Source organism: Rhodospirillaceae bacterium, assembly GCA_028819475.1.
Taxonomy (GTDB): Bacteria; Pseudomonadota; Alphaproteobacteria; order Bin65; family Bin65; genus Bin65.
Map to the genome: position 1 here is coordinate 102458 of JAPPLJ010000026.1, position 16995 is coordinate 119452.

The window sequence follows — 16995 nt, forward strand, 5'->3', positions numbered from 1 at the left end:
CGGCGAGACCGGGACGGGAGAGCGGGTGCCGGTTCAGGCGGCCTGCTCTTCCTCGATCGTGATCACCGGCTCCATCGCCGTCAGCTGCTCCGGCTCAAGATGGCAGGCGATGTTGTGGCGGTCGGCGAACTCACGCACCGGCGGCGCGGTCACGTCGCACACGCCCGGCATGGCATAGGGACAGCGGGTGCTGAACACGCATCCGGAGGGCGGATTGGCCGGCGACGGCAGTTCGCCGGTCAACACGACCTTGCGTTTGTTCACCGACGTATCGGCGATCGGCACCGCCGACAGCAGCGCTTCGGTATAGGGATGGTAGGGCGGGGCGAAAATCTCGTCCGTCGTGCCCTTTTCCATGATCCGGCCGAGATACATCACGACGATGCGGTCGGCGAGATAGCGGACGACCGAAAGGTCGTGGCTGATGAACAGCAGCGTCGTGCGGTTCTCGCGCTGGATGTCCATCAGCAGGCCGGTGACCGCCGCCTGGACCGACACGTCGAGTGCCGAGACCGGCTCGTCGGCGATGACGACCTTCGGATCGCCGGCGAAGGCGCGGGCGATGCCGACGCGCTGCTTCTGGCCGCCGGAGAGCTGGCGCGGTCGCCGCTTGGCGAAATCGCGCGGCAGCTTGACGATATCGAGCAATCTGTGGACCCGTTCCTCGACCTTTTCGCGGTCGGTCTCGACGCCGAACTTCCGGATCACCCGGCCGATCTGGCCGCCCACGCTGTGGCTCGGGTTGAGCGTGTCGAACGGATTCTGGAACACCATCTGCAGGCGCGAGATCGTTTCCTCGTCGCGTTTCTGAACGGCCAGCTGGCCCAGTTTGACATCGTCGAGCGTAACTTCGCCGTCGGTTGCCGATTCCAGGCCCATCAGCACCTTGGCGAAGGTCGACTTGCCGCAGCCGGATTCGCCGACGATCGCGACCGTTTCGGCCTCCCGCGCCCGGAAATCGAGCGCCTCGTTGGCCTTGACGGTTTTCTTTTCGCCGGGGAGGAACAGGCCGCCGGTCTCGATCTCGTAGTGCTTCTGCAACTGCTGCACGTTGAGGACCACATCGCCCGCCTCGACCGGCGGACCGGGATCCGGCAGCTCGAGCGGCACCGACCAGTCGATCTCCCTGAAGCGGACGCAGCGCACGGCGTGGCGCTCGCCGGCCCCGGTATCCTCCATCGGGATCAGTCCGTGGTCACAGCGGCCGGCCTCGAAATAGTCGCAGCGCGGGCCGAAATAGCAGCCCTCCGGCCGGTCGTGCGGCAGCGGAAGCTGGCCGCGGATCGGCAGCAGCGGCCGCGCGTTCTTGTCGGCGCTCGGCAGCGGGATCGACGAGAACAGGCCCCGCGTATAGGGATGGCGCATGTTGTCGAACACGTCGGTGATGCTGCCGTTCTCGACGGCTTCGCCCGAATACATCACGGTCAGGCGGTCGCAGGTCTCCAGGATCAGCCCCAGATTGTGGGAAATGTAGATCATGGAGGTGCCGAACTCCGAGGAAATGTCCTTGATGAGTTCGACGATGCCGGCCTCCACCGTGACGTCGAGCGCGGTCGTCGGCTCATCCAGCAGCAGCAGCCGCGGATTGGCGAGCAGCGCCATGGCGATCACGACACGCTGCTGCTGGCCGCCGGATATCTGGTGCGGATAGGCATTCATGATACGCAGCGGGTCGGGCAGGCGCACCTTGGCGAGCATCTGCTCCGCCCTGTCGTAGGCCGCTTCCTTCGAGGTCTCCGCTTCGTGGTAGAGCGGCACTTCGGCGAGCTGTTCGCCGATCCGCATGGCCGGATTGAGCGACGCCATCGGCTCCTGGTAGACCATGGAAATCTTGGAGCCGCGAATCTGGCGCAATTCCTCGCCGCTCATGGTGCGCATGTCGCGCCCCTCGAAGAAGATTTCGCCGCCGGTGATGCCGCCGTTCTTGCCCATATAGTTCATGACGGCGAGCGCGACCGTGGACTTGCCGCAGCCCGATTCGCCGACGATTCCGTGGGCTTCGCCGGGCATCAGCTTCAGGTTGAAATCGACGACCGCGGGGATCTCGCCGGCGCGGACATAGTAGGAAATGCTGAGATTCCGGCACTCCAGGACAGGAGTCGCGTCGTTCATGTCAATCTCCCGTCCCTAGTCGCGCAGACTCATTTCGCGCAGGCCGTCGGCCATCAGGTTGAAGCCCAGGATCAGGCTCGATACGGCCAGCGCCGGGATCAGCAGCATGTAGGAGAACTTCCAGACCATGAGGTTGGAAGCTTCCTTGATCATCAGGCCCCAATCCGGATCCGGCGGCTGCAGGCCGAGGCCGAGGAAGGTCAGCGTGGTGATCGCCACCGTGGTGTAGCCGAGGCGCAGGCAGGCATCGACGATGATCGGTCCGCGCACGTTGGGCAGCAGTTCCCACACCATGATGCGGAGCGGATGCTCGCCGCGTGTCTGCGCGGCGAAGACGTAGTCCCGCGTCTTGTTGTCGAGCGCGAGGCCGCGCACGATACGCATGATCGCCGGCGCCGAGGCGAAGGTGACCGCGATGACGATGTTGAAGCCGCTCGGTCCGAGATAGTTCAGGATCAGGATGAACAGCACCATCACCGGGAAGGACAGCAGCACGTTGGAGACGAAGGAGATGATCTCGTCCCAGATGCCGCTGATATAGCCGGCGATCAGGCCGAAGATGCAGCCGACGACATAGGCGACCGCGGTTGCCGTCACGCCCCAGACGAGGACGCGCTGGCAGCCCCACAGCATGCGGGAGAGCATGTCCCGGCCCTTGAGGTCGGTGCCCAGCCAGAAAGTGATGTCGCCCATCTCGGTCCCGGGTGACGCGAAGGGCCGGATCGGCTTGTTGGGATCGAGCAGGGGCAGGTAGGGCACCGAAACGGCGATGAACACCCAGAAGAAGACTAGGGTGCCGCCCAGCACCGCGACCCAGGATTCGCGCCAGCTCGCCATGGCGATGGCGTAGAGGATCAGCGTCGCCGGGACCGCCGGGGCCAGCACAATTTCCCGGATTCCCGCTTTCGCCAGCGGTTCGCCGAACATGACGTAGCCGACCAGCGGAATGATCATCAGCAGGCAGAGGACGATCAGCACCCTCGGCCGCTTCAGACGCTGCATCAGCGACAGGCGCGGCGCCGGCATGGTGGTATCCGTCATCGCCGCCTCCTAGCTGAACCGGATGCGCGGGTTTAGGAAGGTGTACCCGACGTCCGAAATGATCTGGGAAAGCACGGCGACGAAGACCGCGACCAGGGTCGCCGCCTGGATGACGTAGACATCGCCGAACAGGGCAGCCTCGAGCAGCATCTTGCCGAAGCCGTTGAACTGGAAGAACACCTCCACCACCACGACGCCGGACAGAAGCCAGTTGAGCTGCAGCACGATCACCGTGAACGGCGCGATCAGCGCGTTGCGCAGCGCGTGCCGCATGATCACCCGGGCATAGGGAATGCCCTTCAGCACGGCGGTCCGGATGTATTGCGAGGTCATCACCTCGGCCATCGATGCCCGCGTCATGCGCGCCACATAGCCGAAGTCGTAAAGCACCAGCGTGAGGACCGGCAGAATCAGCTCTGCCGAATTCCATCCGCCGGTCATCGCCGATTTCGCGGGCAGCCAGCCGAGGCCCAGCGCGATGATGACGGTGAGCAGGATTGCGGTCGCGATCTCGGGGATCGAGGTCGTGAAGACGGCGATGAAGGACACCGATCTGTCCTGTAGCGAGCCCTCCTTCATGCCCGCAACGATCCCGAAGACCAGCGACAGCGGAATCATCAGGAAGAAGACCCAGAAGGCGAGGATGCCCGTATTGACCAGCCGTTCGCCCATCACCTGCGAAACCGGCGCGTTCTTCTCGAAGGACTTGCCGAAATCGCCCTGCAGCAGACCGCCGACCCATTGGGCGTAGCGTTCGTACACGGGCACGTCGAGGCCCTTGCTCTTCAGCCACTTCTGATAGTCGTGGTCCGACATCGCGGCGACGGAGAAGCCGCCGAGTTCGGCCGTGGCGATCTGTTTCTTAAATTTGTCGCTGTCGAAAATGACGAACAGCACCAGCGACACCACCACCATGATGAGAATCATCTGGAGGAGGCGCCGGGCGATCAGCTTGAGCATGAGAAGCCTGCCGGTCGGTGATCAGGAAAAACGCCCCGGCCAATTCCGGCCGGGGCGTCTCGATTTCCTGGGGCTATGCCATCCAGACCTTGTTGAACTGGTGGAAGCCCGTCGGGTGCATCACATAGCCGTGCACGTTCTTCAGCGCGGCCGTATAGACCGGCTGGTAGATCGGCAGGACCATCACGGCCGCGTCCTGGAGGAGCTTTTCGACCTTCTCCATCTTCGCGCGCCGCGCCTCGACGTCGAACGTCGCTTCTGCGTCGCTCAGCGCGTCGTCGAACTCCTTGCTGGCGTAGTGGGTCTCGTTCCACGGCACGCCGGTCCGGTAGCCCAGACCCATCACCATGGTGCCGAGCGCACGGTGCGTCCAGGCCGTGGCGCCGAACGGCGTCGTGTCCCAGACCTCCCAGTATTTCGACGATGGCATCACGTTGATCTTCAGCTTGATGCCCGCCGCCTTCACCTGGTCGCGCAGGGCCTCGCACACGGTCTGTTGCCACGGACCGTTGGTGTTGCCGACGTCGATGGTCAGCTCGATGCCGTTCGGATACCCGGCCTCGGCCAGCATCTTCTTCGAACCCGCAATGTCCTGCTTGAGATCCGGCAGTGCGAAATATTCCGGATGCACCGGCGCAACGTGGTGGTTCTGGCCGATGTCGCCGCCCTTCGGATAGACCAGGCTCTTGATCTTCGCGTTGTCGGCCGCCATCACGACGGCCTGGCGCAGCTTGTGGTTATCGAACGGCTTCTTCGAGATCTGCATCCGGCAGCACAGGGTGCGCGCCGTCCGCGCCGGGAAGATATTGACCGGCAGGGACGTGGCGAGCGCCATTTGCTCGACCGTGAATTCGAGGATGGCGTCGACCTGGTTCGAAGCGAGCGCCGAAAGCTGGTTCTCGTTCGAGAAGTTGTAGTACTGGATTTCGTCCAGATAGACCGCGCCGCCCCAGTATTTGAACGGCTTGCCGTTCGTCATCTTGGAGACGCGCTTGAGGATGCACTGCTTGCCGACCTCGAGCGACGCCAGGGTGTACGGGCCCGTGCCGATCGGGTTTTTCGACAGCGGCCGCTTGAAGGACGGATGCAGGATCGCCGCCGGATAGTGGTAGCAATCCTCCGGCACGGACAGGACCGGCTTCGAAAGGTTGAAGCGCACGGTGTATTTGTCGAGCGCCTCGACGGCGTTCTCGATCCCCACCATGATCGCCTTGCCCTTCTTGTCCTTCTTGCCGCTGTCCTTGCGCATGGCGCCGAAGGTCGCGAGACCGACGTTCGAGGTGCCGAGGCCCGGAGTCAGCCAGCGCTTGACGTTCGAGACGACGTGATCGGCGACCAGTTCCTCGCCGTTGTGCCACATCACGCCCTTGCGCAGCTTGAAGGTCCAGGTCTTCAGGTCCTTCGACGGCGTCCAGCTCTCCGCCAGCATCGGCCGGGTGATGTTGTCCGGGCCTGTCATCGACAGGTATTCGACGATATGGCGTGCCTGGTTCGACATCTCGATCCACGAGAATGTCGCCGAATCCTCCATCTTCTGGATCGCCATGCCGACGCGAAGCTTGCCACCCTTCTTGGCTTTCGGATCGTCGGCCGGGAAGGGGGAGTTCTCCAGCGCCCAGGCCGGAGACGGGATGCCCGCCATGGCATAGGCGGCGCCCGCCGACACGCCCAGAAGGGCGGCGACGCGGACGAATTCGCGACGGTCCATCCTGCCGTCCTTCATCACCTCATAGGCTTCATGGACTTTCGGATGATCGTCTTTGCGCGGTTTGAGAAACGACATGTTTCCTCCCTGGGTCACGGTTATCCAGCGCATGACCTTGTCCGGGGAAGCGTTCGTCTCCGGGGAGTGCCGCCATACGCTGCGGACGGCAACCATATCATTTTCGATTGCCGGGAAAAGCATCATTTTCATTTCGCGAACTATTGCAAAAAACAATTTAACGTTATCGGGCATACGGTTCAGGGCACAAAGATTGATCGTTGCTTCGGCTTTGCCGGATGTCTGAATTACCCCGAATTACAGGGAAGATTGTTGTTGACATCCGGCAATGCGGTGGTTTATGTTCGTTAATTGAACAAAAGTTCGAATATCGAACATTTTGAGGAGGAAGACCGTGACGGACTACAAGACCGTATTCGGCGGCTTGAACGACTTTACGCCGGGCGGCGTCGACGCCATCGACGACAACCCGAAAAACTATGTGTTCTCCAACGTGTTCGACGTTGCGGCCCGGAGTGCGCCCTACGAACGCGTCGCCGTCGGCAAGAACCTCGAATATGTCATGGAGGCGGTGCGCGCCGAGGGGCAGTCTCCCTGGTATGCCTGCGCCCACGACGAATTCGCCCTGTGCATGGACGGCGAAGTGGAGATCCATCTGGTCAAGCCGGACGATGCCGACAGCCTGCTCGATCCGGACAGCGAGGGGGCCGTCGTTCTCGACGAGGCACCCGACGGCAGGAAGATGGGACGCATCGTGTTGCGCCGCGGCCACCAGGCCCTGCTGCCCGGCGGCTCCGCCTACCGCTTCGAGGCCGGCGCTCCCGCCGTGATCCTGACCCAGACGATCCAGGGCCCGGCCACGGTCGAGCGCTGGGCCGAAATCTGCCATTCCGAGAGCCTTTCGGCCAGCTGACGCCGCCGCCAGCCGGAACACACCGCATTCGAGAGGACCGACCGATGACCGAAGCCCTGCAAACCCACTACAAGATCAATCCAGCCTCCAACGAGACCGGCTACAAGTCCTACGAGGCCGGCTCCTTCACCTTCAAACGCGACGAATACTTCGTCGCCATCGCCTGGCCCAAGGGCGCCCACACCATGGCCGCCGACGGCTTCATGCGCGCCATGATGCGCACCGTCGCCTGGGGCTTCTTCTACGGCACGCTGAGCTACGATCCGGTGTTCGGCACGACGAACCACTACGGCATCGTCGACATGTTCGCCGGCACCTATCATCCGGTGTTCAAGGAAAACGGCCGCGACCATCTCGAGAAGTTCAAGGCCGAGGACCTGCTGGAGCTGTTCCGCGACCTGGTCGACGACTGGACCAACGAAGGCTACGACCCGTTCGCCGCGCCGGGAGAGGACGACGCCGGCCAGCCCTGGGGCCGCAAGAACGGCAACAACGCAGACGCCGTCACCCGGATTCGCGTGACGGCAAACCGGATGGTGGGCCTGCCGGGCGATGCCGTAATCCGCACCGACGAGAACGGCTATCCGCAGAACCGCATGTTCGCTGACGTTTCGTCGGATCAGCCGCTGGTCGAAATCGAGCCCGGCTTCGAGGACGAAGTCGCCGCGTTCAATCTCTACGATTATCTGTCCCGCTCCGACGTGACCTGGAACCCCTCGGTCTGCTCGGTGGTCAAGGAGAGCCTGTTCTGCCCGACGTCGGAGGAGTTCATCCTGCCGGTCGAGCACGGCAACGACCGCTGCGAATGGTTCGTGCAGCTGTCCGACGAGATCACCTGGGAGGTCAAGGACAAGGAGACCGGCAAGCCGCGCAGCCGCATCGTCATGCGGGCGGGCGACGTCGCCTGCATGCCGGCCGATATCCGGCACCAGGGCTACAGCCCGAAGCGGTCGATGCTGCTGGTCTGGGAAAACGCCAGCCCGCGCATCCCGGACATGATCCAGAGCGGCGAGGCGCCGGTCGTCGCGGTGCAGTTCTAGCGCCGTCCTTCGAGACGGGGCTTCGAGACGCGGTTCTGCGAACCGCTCCTCAGCCCCTCCTCAGGACGAAGTGAAATTCTATCGGAAGATCGTTTCGCCTTCACCCTGAGGAGGCCATTGAGGAGGCGCGAAGCGCCGTCTCGAAATGGCCATCTCGAAGGAGGCCCGGGCGTTCCAGGGAGGACAACAGCATGGACGGCATTAGTGCTTCGAACGATCCGACGGCCTGGAAGCCGGCGTCGCTGCGGAACAAACTGTTCATCGGCGGCCGGTGGGTCGACGGGATCGAGGGCGGCACGATCGACGTGATCAACCCGCACGACGGCTCGGTCATCACCGCGATCGCCGAAGCGACGGCAGCGGATGTCGACCGGGCGGTCGAGGCTGCGCAAAAAGCCTTCCCGGCCTGGTCGTCGATGGCGGCCATGGACCGGGGCCGGCTGCTGCTCAAGCTGGCCGACCGGATCGAGGAAGAGCAGGTCGAACTCGGCCGCCTCGAAGCCCTCAACACCGGCCATCCGTTCCGCGACACGCAGATCCTCGACGTGCCGCGCACCGCCGTCACCTACCGCTATTTCGGCGGCATGGCGGACAAGTTCGAAGGCTCGGTCATCCCGGTCGAGGCCGGATTTCTCAACTACCTGGAGCGGGAGGCGGTCGGTGTCGTCGGCCAGATCGTGCCGTGGAACTTCCCGCTCATGTTCACGAGCTGGAAGATGGCGCCGGCGCTCGCCGCCGGGAACTGCATCGTCATCAAGCCGTCGGAGATCACGCCGCTCTCGACCCTGCGCATCGCCGAGATGATGCAGGAGGTCGGGATTCCTGACGGCGTGGTGAATGTGGTGCCCGGCTACGGCCGGACAGCCGGCGCGCGCATCGCCGAACATCCGGAGATCGCCAAGGTCGCCTTCACCGGCTCGACCGCGACCGGCCGGACCGTCGTTAAGGCCTCGGCCGGCAACCTCAAGAAGCTGCAGCTTGAACTGGGCGGCAAGGGCGCCAACATCGTATTCGAGGACGCCTTTATCCCGGCCGCGGTCGGCGGCAGCGCCTTCGCGATCTGGCACAACCAGGGCCAGGCCTGTATCGCCGGCTCGCGCCTGATGCTGCACGAGAGCATCGCCGACGACTTCATGGAGAAATTCCTCGTCCTCACCGAATCGATCCGGCTGGGCAACCCGCTGGACCCGGCCACCGAGATGGGGCCGCTGACCTCCAGGATGCACCAGCAGCGCGTGCTGGACTATTGCGCCGTCGCCCGGGAGGAGGGCGGCGAGATCGTGACCGGCGGCGCGGCCCCGGACGATCCGGCGCTCGCCGCCGGCTGCTACGTCCGGCCGACCGTCGTCCGCGCGAAGCCGTCGGACCGGGTGTGCCAGGAGGAGGTCTTCGGCCCGTTCGTCTCCGTCATGACGTTCAAGGACGATGCCGAGGCGCTGGAGATCGCCAACGGCACCGAATACGGGCTCGGCAGCGGCCTGTGGACCGCCGACCTCAAGCGGGCGCACAAATTCGCCGGCGCGCTCCACGCCGGCATGGTCTGGATCAACAGCTACAAGCGGGTCAATCCCGGCTCGCCCTTCGGCGGCGTCGGCCAGTCCGGCTACGGCCGCGAAATGGGCTTCGAGGCGATGCGCGAATACACCCATCCCAAATCGGTCTGGGTCAATGTCGACGCGCAGATCCCGCCCTATTATCCGCGCTGACGCCCGGATGCCGGCCCGATAGCAGGCCCGAGAGCAGGAGCCCCGCAGCGTGATCGATCCCTTCACCTATACCGGCCTGCCCGCCCGGGTCGTTTTCGGGCCGGGCCGGCGCCGGGAACTGCCGGCCGAGGTGGAGCGGCTGGGCGCCGAGCGGGCGCTCGTGATCTCGACACCCGAACAGCGCGGCGACGCCGAAATGGCCGCCGGGCTGCTGAACGGCCGCGCCGCCGGCATTCACGACAAGGCGGTCATGCACACGCCGATGGAAACGGTACACGAGGCGCGCCGCGTCGCCGACGAACTCGACGCCGACTGCTATGTCACGGTCGGCGGCGGCACCGCCATCGGCCTCGGCAAGGGCATTGCGATTGAGTCCGAGAAGCCGGTGCTCGCCGTGCCGACGACCTATGCCGGCTCGGAAATAACGACCATCCAGGGCTTCACCGAAGACGGCGTCAAGACGACGAAGCTCGACCCGCGGATGCTGCCTCGGACGGTGATCTACGATCCCGAACTGACGGTCTCGCTGCCGCCGTCCTACAGCGGGCCGAGCGGCATGAACGCCATCGCCCACGCCGTCGAGGCGCTCTATGGCGAACACGCCAACCCGGTCACCTCCCTGATCGCCGAAGAGGGCATCAGGGCGCTCGGCATCGGCCTGCCGAAGGTGTGCGCCGAACCCGGCGACCTGGACGGCCGCACCCATGCCCTCTACGGCTCGTGGCTATGCGGCATTGCGCTGGGGGCGGGCGGCATGGCCCTGCATCACAAGCTGTGCCATGTCGTAGGCGGCAGCTTCGGCCTGGCCCACGCGCCGACCCACACCGTCATCCTGCCCCACGCCATGGCCTATAACGCGCCGGCCGCCAAAGCCGCCATGGCGCGGGTCTGCCGGGCGCTAGGCGCGGCGAATGCGCCCCGGGCCGTCTACGACCTGATCGGCGCGATCGGCGCGCCCGTGGCGCTGAAGGACATCGGCATGCCCGAGGACGGCCTCGACCGCGCCGCCGACCTGGCGGTGCGCAATCCGTATTACAATCCGCGCGCGATCACCCGCGACGGTATCCGCAATCTGCTGGACGACGCCTTTCACGGGCGCCGGCCGGCAGCCTAAGCAATCCCAACCCGCACTATGCTTCAAGACAGGAGGAAACCCGGGATGAGTGACATGACCAAGACGACGCTATCGCGGCGTCACGCCCTGCAGATCGGCGCCGGCGCGGCGGCGGCCTCGGCCATCGGCGCCCCGGCGGCGCTGGCCGCATCCAAGACCGTCAAGATCGGCTTCGTGAGCCCGAAGACCGGGCCGCTGGCGCCGTTCGGCGAGGCCGACCGCTTCGTGATCGACAAGGTCCGCGAGGCGCTCAAGGGCGGCGTCAAGTCCGGCGGCAAGACCTACAATATCGAGATTATCGAGAAGGACAGCCAGTCCAACCCGAACCGCGCCGCCGCCGTCGCCGCCGACCTGATCCTGAAGGACGAGGTCCATCTGATGCTGGTCGGCTCGACGCCGGAAACCACCAACCCGGTCGGCGACCAGTGCGAGGCCAACGACGTGCCCTGCATCTCGTCGCTAGCGCCCTGGCAGCCCTGGTTCTTCACGCGCGGCGGCAAGCCGGGCGAGGGCTTCAAATGGACCTACCACTTCTTCTGGGGGCTGGAAGACGTGATCGCCGTGTTCACCAACATGTGGTCCAAGGTCTCGACCAACAAATCCGTCGGCGCCCTGTTCCCGAACGACGGCGACGGCAACGCCTGGGGCGACAAGAAGCTCGGCTTCCCGCCGGTCCTCGCCAAGAAGGGCTATACGCTTACCGACCCCGGCCGCTACCAGAACCTGAACGACAACTTCTCGAACTACATCGATGCGTTCAAGAAGGCGAAGGCCGAGATCGTCACCGGCGTGATGATCCCGCCGGACTTCATCACCTTCTGGACCCAGGCCCAGCAGCAGGGTTTCGCGCCGAAGGCCGTCTCGGTCGGCAAGGCGCTGCTCTACCCGGTCGTGATCGAGAGCATGGGCAAGAATGCGCACAACCTCTCGTCCGAGGTGTGGTGGACGCCGACCCATCCGTTCAAATCGTCGATCACCGGCGAGTCGGCCGGCGCCTTCGCCCAGTCCTACACGGCCGGCACCGGGAAGCAGTGGACCCAGGTCATCGGCTTTGTCCACGCGCTGTTTGAGGTCGCCGTGGACGTCGTCAAGCGGTCCGCGGACCCGACCGACAACGAGGCCAACCTGAAGGCGCTGACGGCGACCAAGGCCAGCACCATCGTCGGCCCGGTCGACTGGACGAAGGGCGGCCCGTTCGCGAACGTGTCGAAGACCCCGCTGGTCGGCGGCCAGTGGCGCTATGTGAACCAGAAGTTCAAATACGACCTGGTCATCACGGCGAACGAGACCGCCCCGATCATCCCGGCGGGCGGCAAGATGGAGCCGATTTCGTAGCCCTTCGAGACGAGGTTTCGAGACGCAGTCCTGCGGACTGCTCCTCAACCTCTCCTCAGGATGAAGGGAAAATGGAGGCAAGCCGCCTTACACATCTCTTCATCCTGAGGAGGCCATTGAGGAGGCGCGAAGCGCCGTCTCGAAATGGCCGTCTCGAAGGCCGGCCGGCCAGGACCGCGAGGGGACCCGTACGAAACCATGCCGCAGATCGAGCTGCATAACGCGCGCAAGTCGTTCGGGTCGCTGGTCGTGATCGACGATCTCAGCATGCATCTGGACGAGGGCGAGGCGCTCGGCGTGATCGGGCCGAACGGCGCCGGCAAGACGACGCTGTTCAACCTGATCAGCGGCGGCCTGGCGCCGGACGCCGGGCGGATCGCCTTCGACGGCGCGGACATCACGAAGCTGTCCGCCCACGAGCGCTGCCGCAGGGGCATCGGGCGCTCCTATCAGATTCCGCACCCCTTCGTCGGCATGACGGTGTTCGAGAATCTGCTGGTCGGGGCCGCTTTCGGTACCGGCAAGGCAGAATCCCAGTGTTACGGGCCGTGCGCGGAGATCCTCGAAAAGACCGGGCTGATCGCCAAGGCCAACGCGCTGGCCGGCAGCCTGTCGCTGCTCGAGCGCAAGCGGCTCGAACTGGCCCGCGCGCTGGCCTCCGACCCCAGGGTGCTTCTGCTCGACGAGATCGCCGGCGGCCTGACCGAAGACGAGTGCTTCGCTCTTGTCGACACGATCCGCGAAATCCGTGCCGGCGGCGTCTCGATCGTCTGGATCGAGCATATCGTGCATGCGCTGCTCTCGGTCGTGGACCGGCTGATCGTGATCAATTTCGGCGTGAAGATCGACGACGGCGATCCCCACGCGGTGATGAACAGCGCCCAGGTGCAGGAAATCTACATGGGGATCGGTGCGGAATGAGCCTGCTCGAAACCCGCGGCCTCACGGCCTTCTACGGCGATTTCCAGGCCCTGTTCGGCATCGATTTCGCGATCGCGGAAGGCGAGACCGTCGCTATCATCGGCTCCAACGGCGCCGGCAAGTCGACCTTCCTGCGCAGCCTGACCGGCCTGCTCGCCAACGCCGCCGAGGCCATCCATTTCAACGGGCAGCCGATCGGCGACCTGCCGGCCAACCGGATCGTCGGCCTCGGCATCGCCATGGTGCCCGAGGGCCGCAAGCTGTTCCCCTCGCTTACTGTCGAGGAAAACCTGAAGATCGGCGCCTACAGCGGCCGGAGCGGAGACTGGTCGGTCGACCGGATCCTCGACCTGTTCCCCTTCATGCAGGAACGCCGCCGGACGCCGGCGACGGCGCTTTCCGGCGGCCAGCAGCAGATGGTCGCCATCGGCCGGGCGCTGATGTCGAACCCCGAACTGCTGCTGTGCGACGAGATCAGCCTCGGCCTCGCGCCGACGATCATCAAGGACATCTACGACGCCCTGCCCGCCATTCAGGAGGCCGGCACCACCGTCGTCGTGGTCGAGCAGGATATCCAGCAGGCCATGGCGGTCTCGGACCGGGTCTACTGTTTCATGGAGGGGCGCGTCACGCTGGAGGGCCCGCCCGACGAACTCAGCCACGACGCCATCCGGGAAGCCTATTTCGGGCTCAAGGGCGCCGCCTGATGGAACGGGCCGACTGATGGAACGGATCGACTGATGGACTGGGTCAACGCCGTCATACAGGGCGTTCTGGTCGGCGGGCTGTACGCGCTCTTCGCCACCGGCCTGTCGCTCATCTTCGGCGTGATGCGGCTGGTCAACATCGCCCATGGCGACCTGATCGTGCTGTCGAGCTTCCTCGGCCTGGCGATCGTCAGCGGCCTCGGCCTGCATCCGCTGATCTGCCTGCTGATCGTCGTGCCGCTGATGTTCGCGATCGGCTATGCGCTCCAGCGCGGCGTGCTCAACTTCACCCTGGGGCCGGATATCCTGCCGCCCCTGCTCGTCACCTTCGGCCTGTCGATCATCATCCAGAACGCGCTGCTGGAAATCTTCTCGGCGGACAGCCAGAAGCTGCCGGCCGGCGCCCTCCAGACGGCGAGCCTCCAGATCGTCGAGGGGCTGGCGGTCGGCGTGTTCCCGATGATCGTGTTCGCCTGCGCTATCGCGGTGATCGCCGGCCTGCAATTCCTGTTCTACCGCACCGCCTTGGGCAGCGCCTTCCGGGCGACCTCCGACGATGCGGACACGGCCCGCCTGATGGGCATCGACAACCGCCACATCTTCGCCCTCGCCATGGCGATCTCGCTCGCGGTCGTGGCGCTCGCCGGCGTGTTCCTCGGCATGCGCACCTCCTTCGATCCCAGCATCGGACCGGGCCGGCTGATCTACGCCTTCGAGGCGGTCATCATCGGCGGGCTGGGCAGCCTGTGGGGCACGCTGGCCGGCGGCATCATCCTCGGCGTCTCCCAGATCGTCGGCGGCAAGCTGTTCCCCGGCGCCGACCAGCTCGCCGGCCATGTCGTGTTCCTGATCCTCCTGGTGGTCCGGCCGCGGGGCCTGTTCCCCCGGGCGGTCGACTGAGGCCGCGGCACATGGCGGATACCGCGCAATACCGCGTCGCGACGGCGACCCGCACGAGCCGGATCGGCCTGCTGGTCCTGCTCGCCGGCGTCGTCTTCCTGGCGGCGACGCCCCTCTGGGGCGGCCGGGCCGAAATGCGGCTGGTGGTCGAGTTCTGCTATTTCCTGGCGCTGGCGCAGATGTGGAACCTGCTGGCGGGCTATGCCGGGCTGGTCTCGGTCGGCCAGCAGGCCTTCGTCGGCCTCGGCGGCTATGCGCTGTTCGTCTTCTCGATCTGGCTGGGCGTCCATCCGCTGCTGGCGCTGCCGCTGGCCGCCGTGGCCGCGGCCCTGTTCGCCATTCCGACTGCGCTCATCGTGTTCCGGCTGCGCGGCGCCTATTTCGCCATCGGCACCTGGGTGACGGCGGAGGTCTACCGCCTCAGCTTCGCCCAGGTCTCCGACCTCGGCGGCGGCTCCGGCATGAGCCTGCCGATCGGCGTCATCAAGGCGGTCGCCGGCAGCCGGTCGGAACGGGAACTGGTGGTCTTCGCGATCGGCATCGCGGTCGCCGTGGCCTCGACCGGTATCGTTTACTGGATGCTGCGCTCGCGCTACGGGCTGGGGCTCACCGCCATCCGCGACAGCGAGGCGGCCTCGGAAAGCCTGGGCGTCAACAATTTCCGCACCAAGCTCTACGTTTATGTGCTGGCGGCCTCGATCACCGGCTTCATCGGCGCGCTGATCTATCTGCAGAAATTCCGCATCGCGCCGGACGCCGCCTTCAGCCTGATCGACTGGACCGCCTATGTCATCTTCATCGTGGTGATCGGCGGCATCGGGCGGATCGAGGGGCCGATCGTCGGCACCATCGTCTTCTTCATCTTGCGGGAATTTCTCGCCGACCTGGGCAGCTGGTACCTGATGATCCTCGGCCTGGTCGCCGTCGTCATCATGCTGCGCGCGCCGCAGGGCATCTGGGGCCTGCTCGCCGCGCGCTTCGACCTGCATTTCTTCCCGGTCCAGAGGCGGCTCTATCTGCGCGACGGCCGCCCGCCGGGCAGTCCGTAACGGGATGCGGGCATGACGGTACGCTTCGACCGGCCGTGGTACAGCCGCCCCTTCGCGCCGTCGCCCGGCGACCGGCTGTGCGCCGCGGCGGAAATCGGCGCCGGCGAGGCGCGCGCGTTCACCTGGGGCGAGGGCAAGACGGCGTTCGACCTGATCCTGGTCGGTACGGAGGGCGGGCCGCGCGCCTACATCAACCAGTGCCCGCATTTCAAGATCCGGATGACCGCCCGGCCCGACGAGCTGCTGAATTCCGACGGCCTGATCCAGTGCGCCTGGCACTATGCCTGCTTCCGGCCGGTCGACGGCCATTGCGTCTCCGGCCCGGTCGAGGGCTATGCGCTCAACGCCGTGCCGGTCGAGGTGCGCGGCGGCGCGGTGGTGATCGGCGATCCGGAACCGGAGGCCCGGGCGGAGAGCGCGGCATGAACCGGCCGGAGAGCGCGTATCCCGCCCGGCCGCCAGCCGCCGACCGGGAACGGGTTCGTTCGCTGGCCCGCGGCCTGGCGGTGATCCAGGCCTTCGGGCCGGAGCGGCCGTCGATGACGCTCACCGAAGTTTCCGCCGCCACCGGCATGACACGGGCCGCGGCGCGCCGCTTCCTGCTCACCCTGGAAGACCTCGGCTTCGTCGCGTCCGACGGCAAGCATTTCTCGCTGACGCCCCACATCCTGCGTCTCGGCTATGCCTATCTCTCCTCCATGAGCTGGTGGCATATCGCCCAGCCCTTCATGGAGCAGGTCGCCCTCACGGTGCAGGAAAGCTGTTCGGCGGCGGTGCTGGACGGCGACGAGATCGTCTATGTTGCGCGCGTCCCGGCGACCCGGATCATGGCGGTCAATCTCAGCATCGGCACGCGCCTGCCGGCTTACTGCACGTCGCTCGGCCGGGTGCTGCTGGCCCACCGCCCGCCGGACTGGCTGGACGGCTACCTGGCGCGGACGACGCCGGCGAAACGGGCGCCGCGCACGATTACCGACCCCGACCGCCTGCGCGCCGAGATCGACAAGGTACGGGCCCGGGGCTTCTGCCTGGTCGACGAGGAACTGGAGCCCGGCGTCCGCTCCATCGCCGTGCCGCTCTTCGACCGCACGGGCGCCTGCATCGCCGCGCTCAATATCGGGGGCGCCGCCGCACGCACGCCGGTTCAGCGCATGCTCGACGTCTATCTTCCCGCGCTCCGTGACGCTGTACGCAAGACGACGGAAGCGCTGCCGTAGGATGGCGGGCAAAGCCCGGTCTGCTCATTTTCTTGTTTTGTTCTTGTATTCGCAGCTCATTTGCCTATTTCTGCGTCATGGCCCGGACGCCTCCCCGAGCCGCCGCCCGACCCCTCCCCTAGGCCCTCCCCCAGGGATTCCCCTGCGAAAAGCCGTGAGCCGGGCCGGTCTTTCAACTATATTCCTTTTTTTCGTTAATATTGGCTTTATTCCAATCGCGTAGTGGTCCTTCCCGGCCCCTTCCGGCTTACCACAGT

At 65.6% G+C, this 16995-nt stretch carries 15 protein-coding genes; 11 read left to right on the forward strand and 4 right to left on the reverse strand.

Annotated features, from left to right (window positions below; translation table 11 throughout):
* Nucleotides 1-33: 33 nt before the first annotated feature.
* The 4 genes from OXM58_07225 to OXM58_07240 all read right to left on the reverse strand — a co-directional run bounded on the left by OXM58_07225 (nucleotide 34) and on the right by OXM58_07240 (nucleotide 5929).
* On the reverse strand, nucleotides 34-2112 hold the full coding sequence (locus tag OXM58_07225) for an ABC transporter ATP-binding protein (protein ID MDE0148147.1): 2079 nt from the start codon (nucleotides 2110-2112) through the stop codon (nucleotides 34-36).
* Nucleotides 2113-2127: 15 nt separating this feature from the next.
* Nucleotides 2128-3153: an ABC transporter permease gene (locus OXM58_07230; GenBank protein MDE0148148.1), complete on the reverse strand. Its 1026-nt coding sequence runs from the start codon at nucleotides 3151-3153 to the stop codon at nucleotides 2128-2130.
* Between the two features lie 9 nt (nucleotides 3154-3162).
* The gene (locus tag OXM58_07235) at nucleotides 3163-4113 is read right to left on the reverse strand and encodes an ABC transporter permease (protein MDE0148149.1); all 951 of its coding nucleotides are present in this window, start codon (nucleotides 4111-4113) and stop codon (nucleotides 3163-3165) included.
* A 73-nt stretch (nucleotides 4114-4186) separates the two neighbouring features.
* Nucleotides 4187-5929 (reverse strand): ABC transporter substrate-binding protein, encoded by a 1743-nt coding sequence (locus tag OXM58_07240; protein MDE0148150.1) that lies wholly within the window; start codon nucleotides 5927-5929, stop codon nucleotides 4187-4189.
* A 301-nt stretch (nucleotides 5930-6230) separates the two neighbouring features.
* On the opposite strand from OXM58_07240, the gene OXM58_07245 reads away from it, so the two are divergent.
* The 11 genes from OXM58_07245 to OXM58_07295 all read left to right on the forward strand — a co-directional run bounded on the left by OXM58_07245 (nucleotide 6231) and on the right by OXM58_07295 (nucleotide 16738).
* Nucleotides 6231-6749 (forward strand): hydroxyquinol 1,2-dioxygenase, encoded by a 519-nt coding sequence (locus tag OXM58_07245; GenBank protein ID MDE0148151.1) that lies wholly within the window; start codon nucleotides 6231-6233, stop codon nucleotides 6747-6749.
* A gap of 44 nt (nucleotides 6750-6793) precedes the next feature.
* Entirely contained in the window at nucleotides 6794-7789 is a 996-nt protein-coding gene (locus OXM58_07250; protein ID MDE0148152.1) for a hydroxyquinol 1,2-dioxygenase, read from the forward strand.
* A gap of 191 nt (nucleotides 7790-7980) precedes the next feature.
* Nucleotides 7981-9495, forward strand: a complete 1515-nt coding sequence (locus OXM58_07255) for an aldehyde dehydrogenase family protein (GenBank protein MDE0148153.1) — start codon at nucleotides 7981-7983, stop codon at nucleotides 9493-9495.
* 49 nt (nucleotides 9496-9544) lie between these two features.
* Nucleotides 9545-10609 carry a maleylacetate reductase gene (locus OXM58_07260; GenBank protein ID MDE0148154.1) on the forward strand — a complete coding sequence of 355 codons (1065 nt, stop codon included), beginning with the start codon at nucleotides 9545-9547 and terminating at the stop codon, nucleotides 10607-10609.
* A gap of 45 nt (nucleotides 10610-10654) precedes the next feature.
* Nucleotides 10655-11944 carry an ABC transporter substrate-binding protein gene (locus OXM58_07265; protein MDE0148155.1) on the forward strand — a complete coding sequence of 430 codons (1290 nt, stop codon included), beginning with the start codon at nucleotides 10655-10657 and terminating at the stop codon, nucleotides 11942-11944.
* Nucleotides 11945-12142: 198 nt separating this feature from the next.
* A complete protein-coding gene (locus tag OXM58_07270) occupies nucleotides 12143-12865 on the forward strand; it encodes an ABC transporter ATP-binding protein (protein MDE0148156.1) in 723 nt (240 codons plus the stop codon).
* Nucleotides 12862-13572, forward strand: coding sequence for an ABC transporter ATP-binding protein (locus OXM58_07275; GenBank protein ID MDE0148157.1), 711 nt, complete (start codon nucleotides 12862-12864; stop codon nucleotides 13570-13572). The genes OXM58_07270 and OXM58_07275 overlap by 4 nt, the downstream gene beginning before the upstream one ends.
* A 33-nt stretch (nucleotides 13573-13605) precedes the next feature.
* A complete protein-coding gene (locus tag OXM58_07280) occupies nucleotides 13606-14472 on the forward strand; it encodes a branched-chain amino acid ABC transporter permease (protein ID MDE0148158.1) in 867 nt (288 codons plus the stop codon).
* Nucleotides 14473-14483: 11 nt separating this feature from the next.
* Complete coding sequence (locus OXM58_07285) at nucleotides 14484-15521, forward strand: branched-chain amino acid ABC transporter permease (GenBank protein ID MDE0148159.1); 1038 nt, start codon at nucleotides 14484-14486, stop codon at nucleotides 15519-15521.
* A gap of 12 nt (nucleotides 15522-15533) precedes the next feature.
* A complete protein-coding gene (locus tag OXM58_07290) occupies nucleotides 15534-15947 on the forward strand; it encodes a Rieske 2Fe-2S domain-containing protein (GenBank protein ID MDE0148160.1) in 414 nt (137 codons plus the stop codon).
* Nucleotides 15944-16738, forward strand: a complete 795-nt coding sequence (locus OXM58_07295; protein ID MDE0148161.1) for an IclR family transcriptional regulator — start codon at nucleotides 15944-15946, stop codon at nucleotides 16736-16738. The genes OXM58_07290 and OXM58_07295 overlap by 4 nt, the downstream gene beginning before the upstream one ends.
* Nucleotides 16739-16995 lie beyond the last annotated feature (257 nt).

Coding starts and splice junctions, on each gene's coding strand:
- OXM58_07265 (MDE0148155.1), top strand. CDS start 10,655: ATGAGTGACATGACCAAGACGACGCTATCGCGGCGTCACGCCCTGCAG.
- OXM58_07290 (MDE0148160.1), top strand. CDS start 15,534: ATGACGGTACGCTTCGACCGGCCGTGGTACAGCCGCCCCTTCGCGCCG.
- OXM58_07250 (MDE0148152.1), top strand. CDS start 6,794: ATGACCGAAGCCCTGCAAACCCACTACAAGATCAATCCAGCCTCCAAC.
- OXM58_07280 (MDE0148158.1), top strand. CDS start 13,606: ATGGACTGGGTCAACGCCGTCATACAGGGCGTTCTGGTCGGCGGGCTG.
- OXM58_07270 (MDE0148156.1), top strand. CDS start 12,143: ATGCCGCAGATCGAGCTGCATAACGCGCGCAAGTCGTTCGGGTCGCTG.
- OXM58_07285 (MDE0148159.1), top strand. CDS start 14,484: ATGGCGGATACCGCGCAATACCGCGTCGCGACGGCGACCCGCACGAGC.
- OXM58_07225 (MDE0148147.1), bottom strand. CDS start 2,112: ATGAACGACGCGACTCCTGTCCTGGAGTGCCGGAATCTCAGCATTTCC.
- OXM58_07240 (MDE0148150.1), bottom strand. CDS start 5,929: ATGCGCTGGATAACCGTGACCCAGGGAGGAAACATGTCGTTTCTCAAA.
- OXM58_07255 (MDE0148153.1), top strand. CDS start 7,981: ATGGACGGCATTAGTGCTTCGAACGATCCGACGGCCTGGAAGCCGGCG.
- OXM58_07295 (MDE0148161.1), top strand. CDS start 15,944: ATGAACCGGCCGGAGAGCGCGTATCCCGCCCGGCCGCCAGCCGCCGAC.
- OXM58_07275 (MDE0148157.1), top strand. CDS start 12,862: ATGAGCCTGCTCGAAACCCGCGGCCTCACGGCCTTCTACGGCGATTTC.
- OXM58_07230 (MDE0148148.1), bottom strand. CDS start 3,153: ATGACGGATACCACCATGCCGGCGCCGCGCCTGTCGCTGATGCAGCGT.
- OXM58_07235 (MDE0148149.1), bottom strand. CDS start 4,113: ATGCTCAAGCTGATCGCCCGGCGCCTCCTCCAGATGATTCTCATCATG.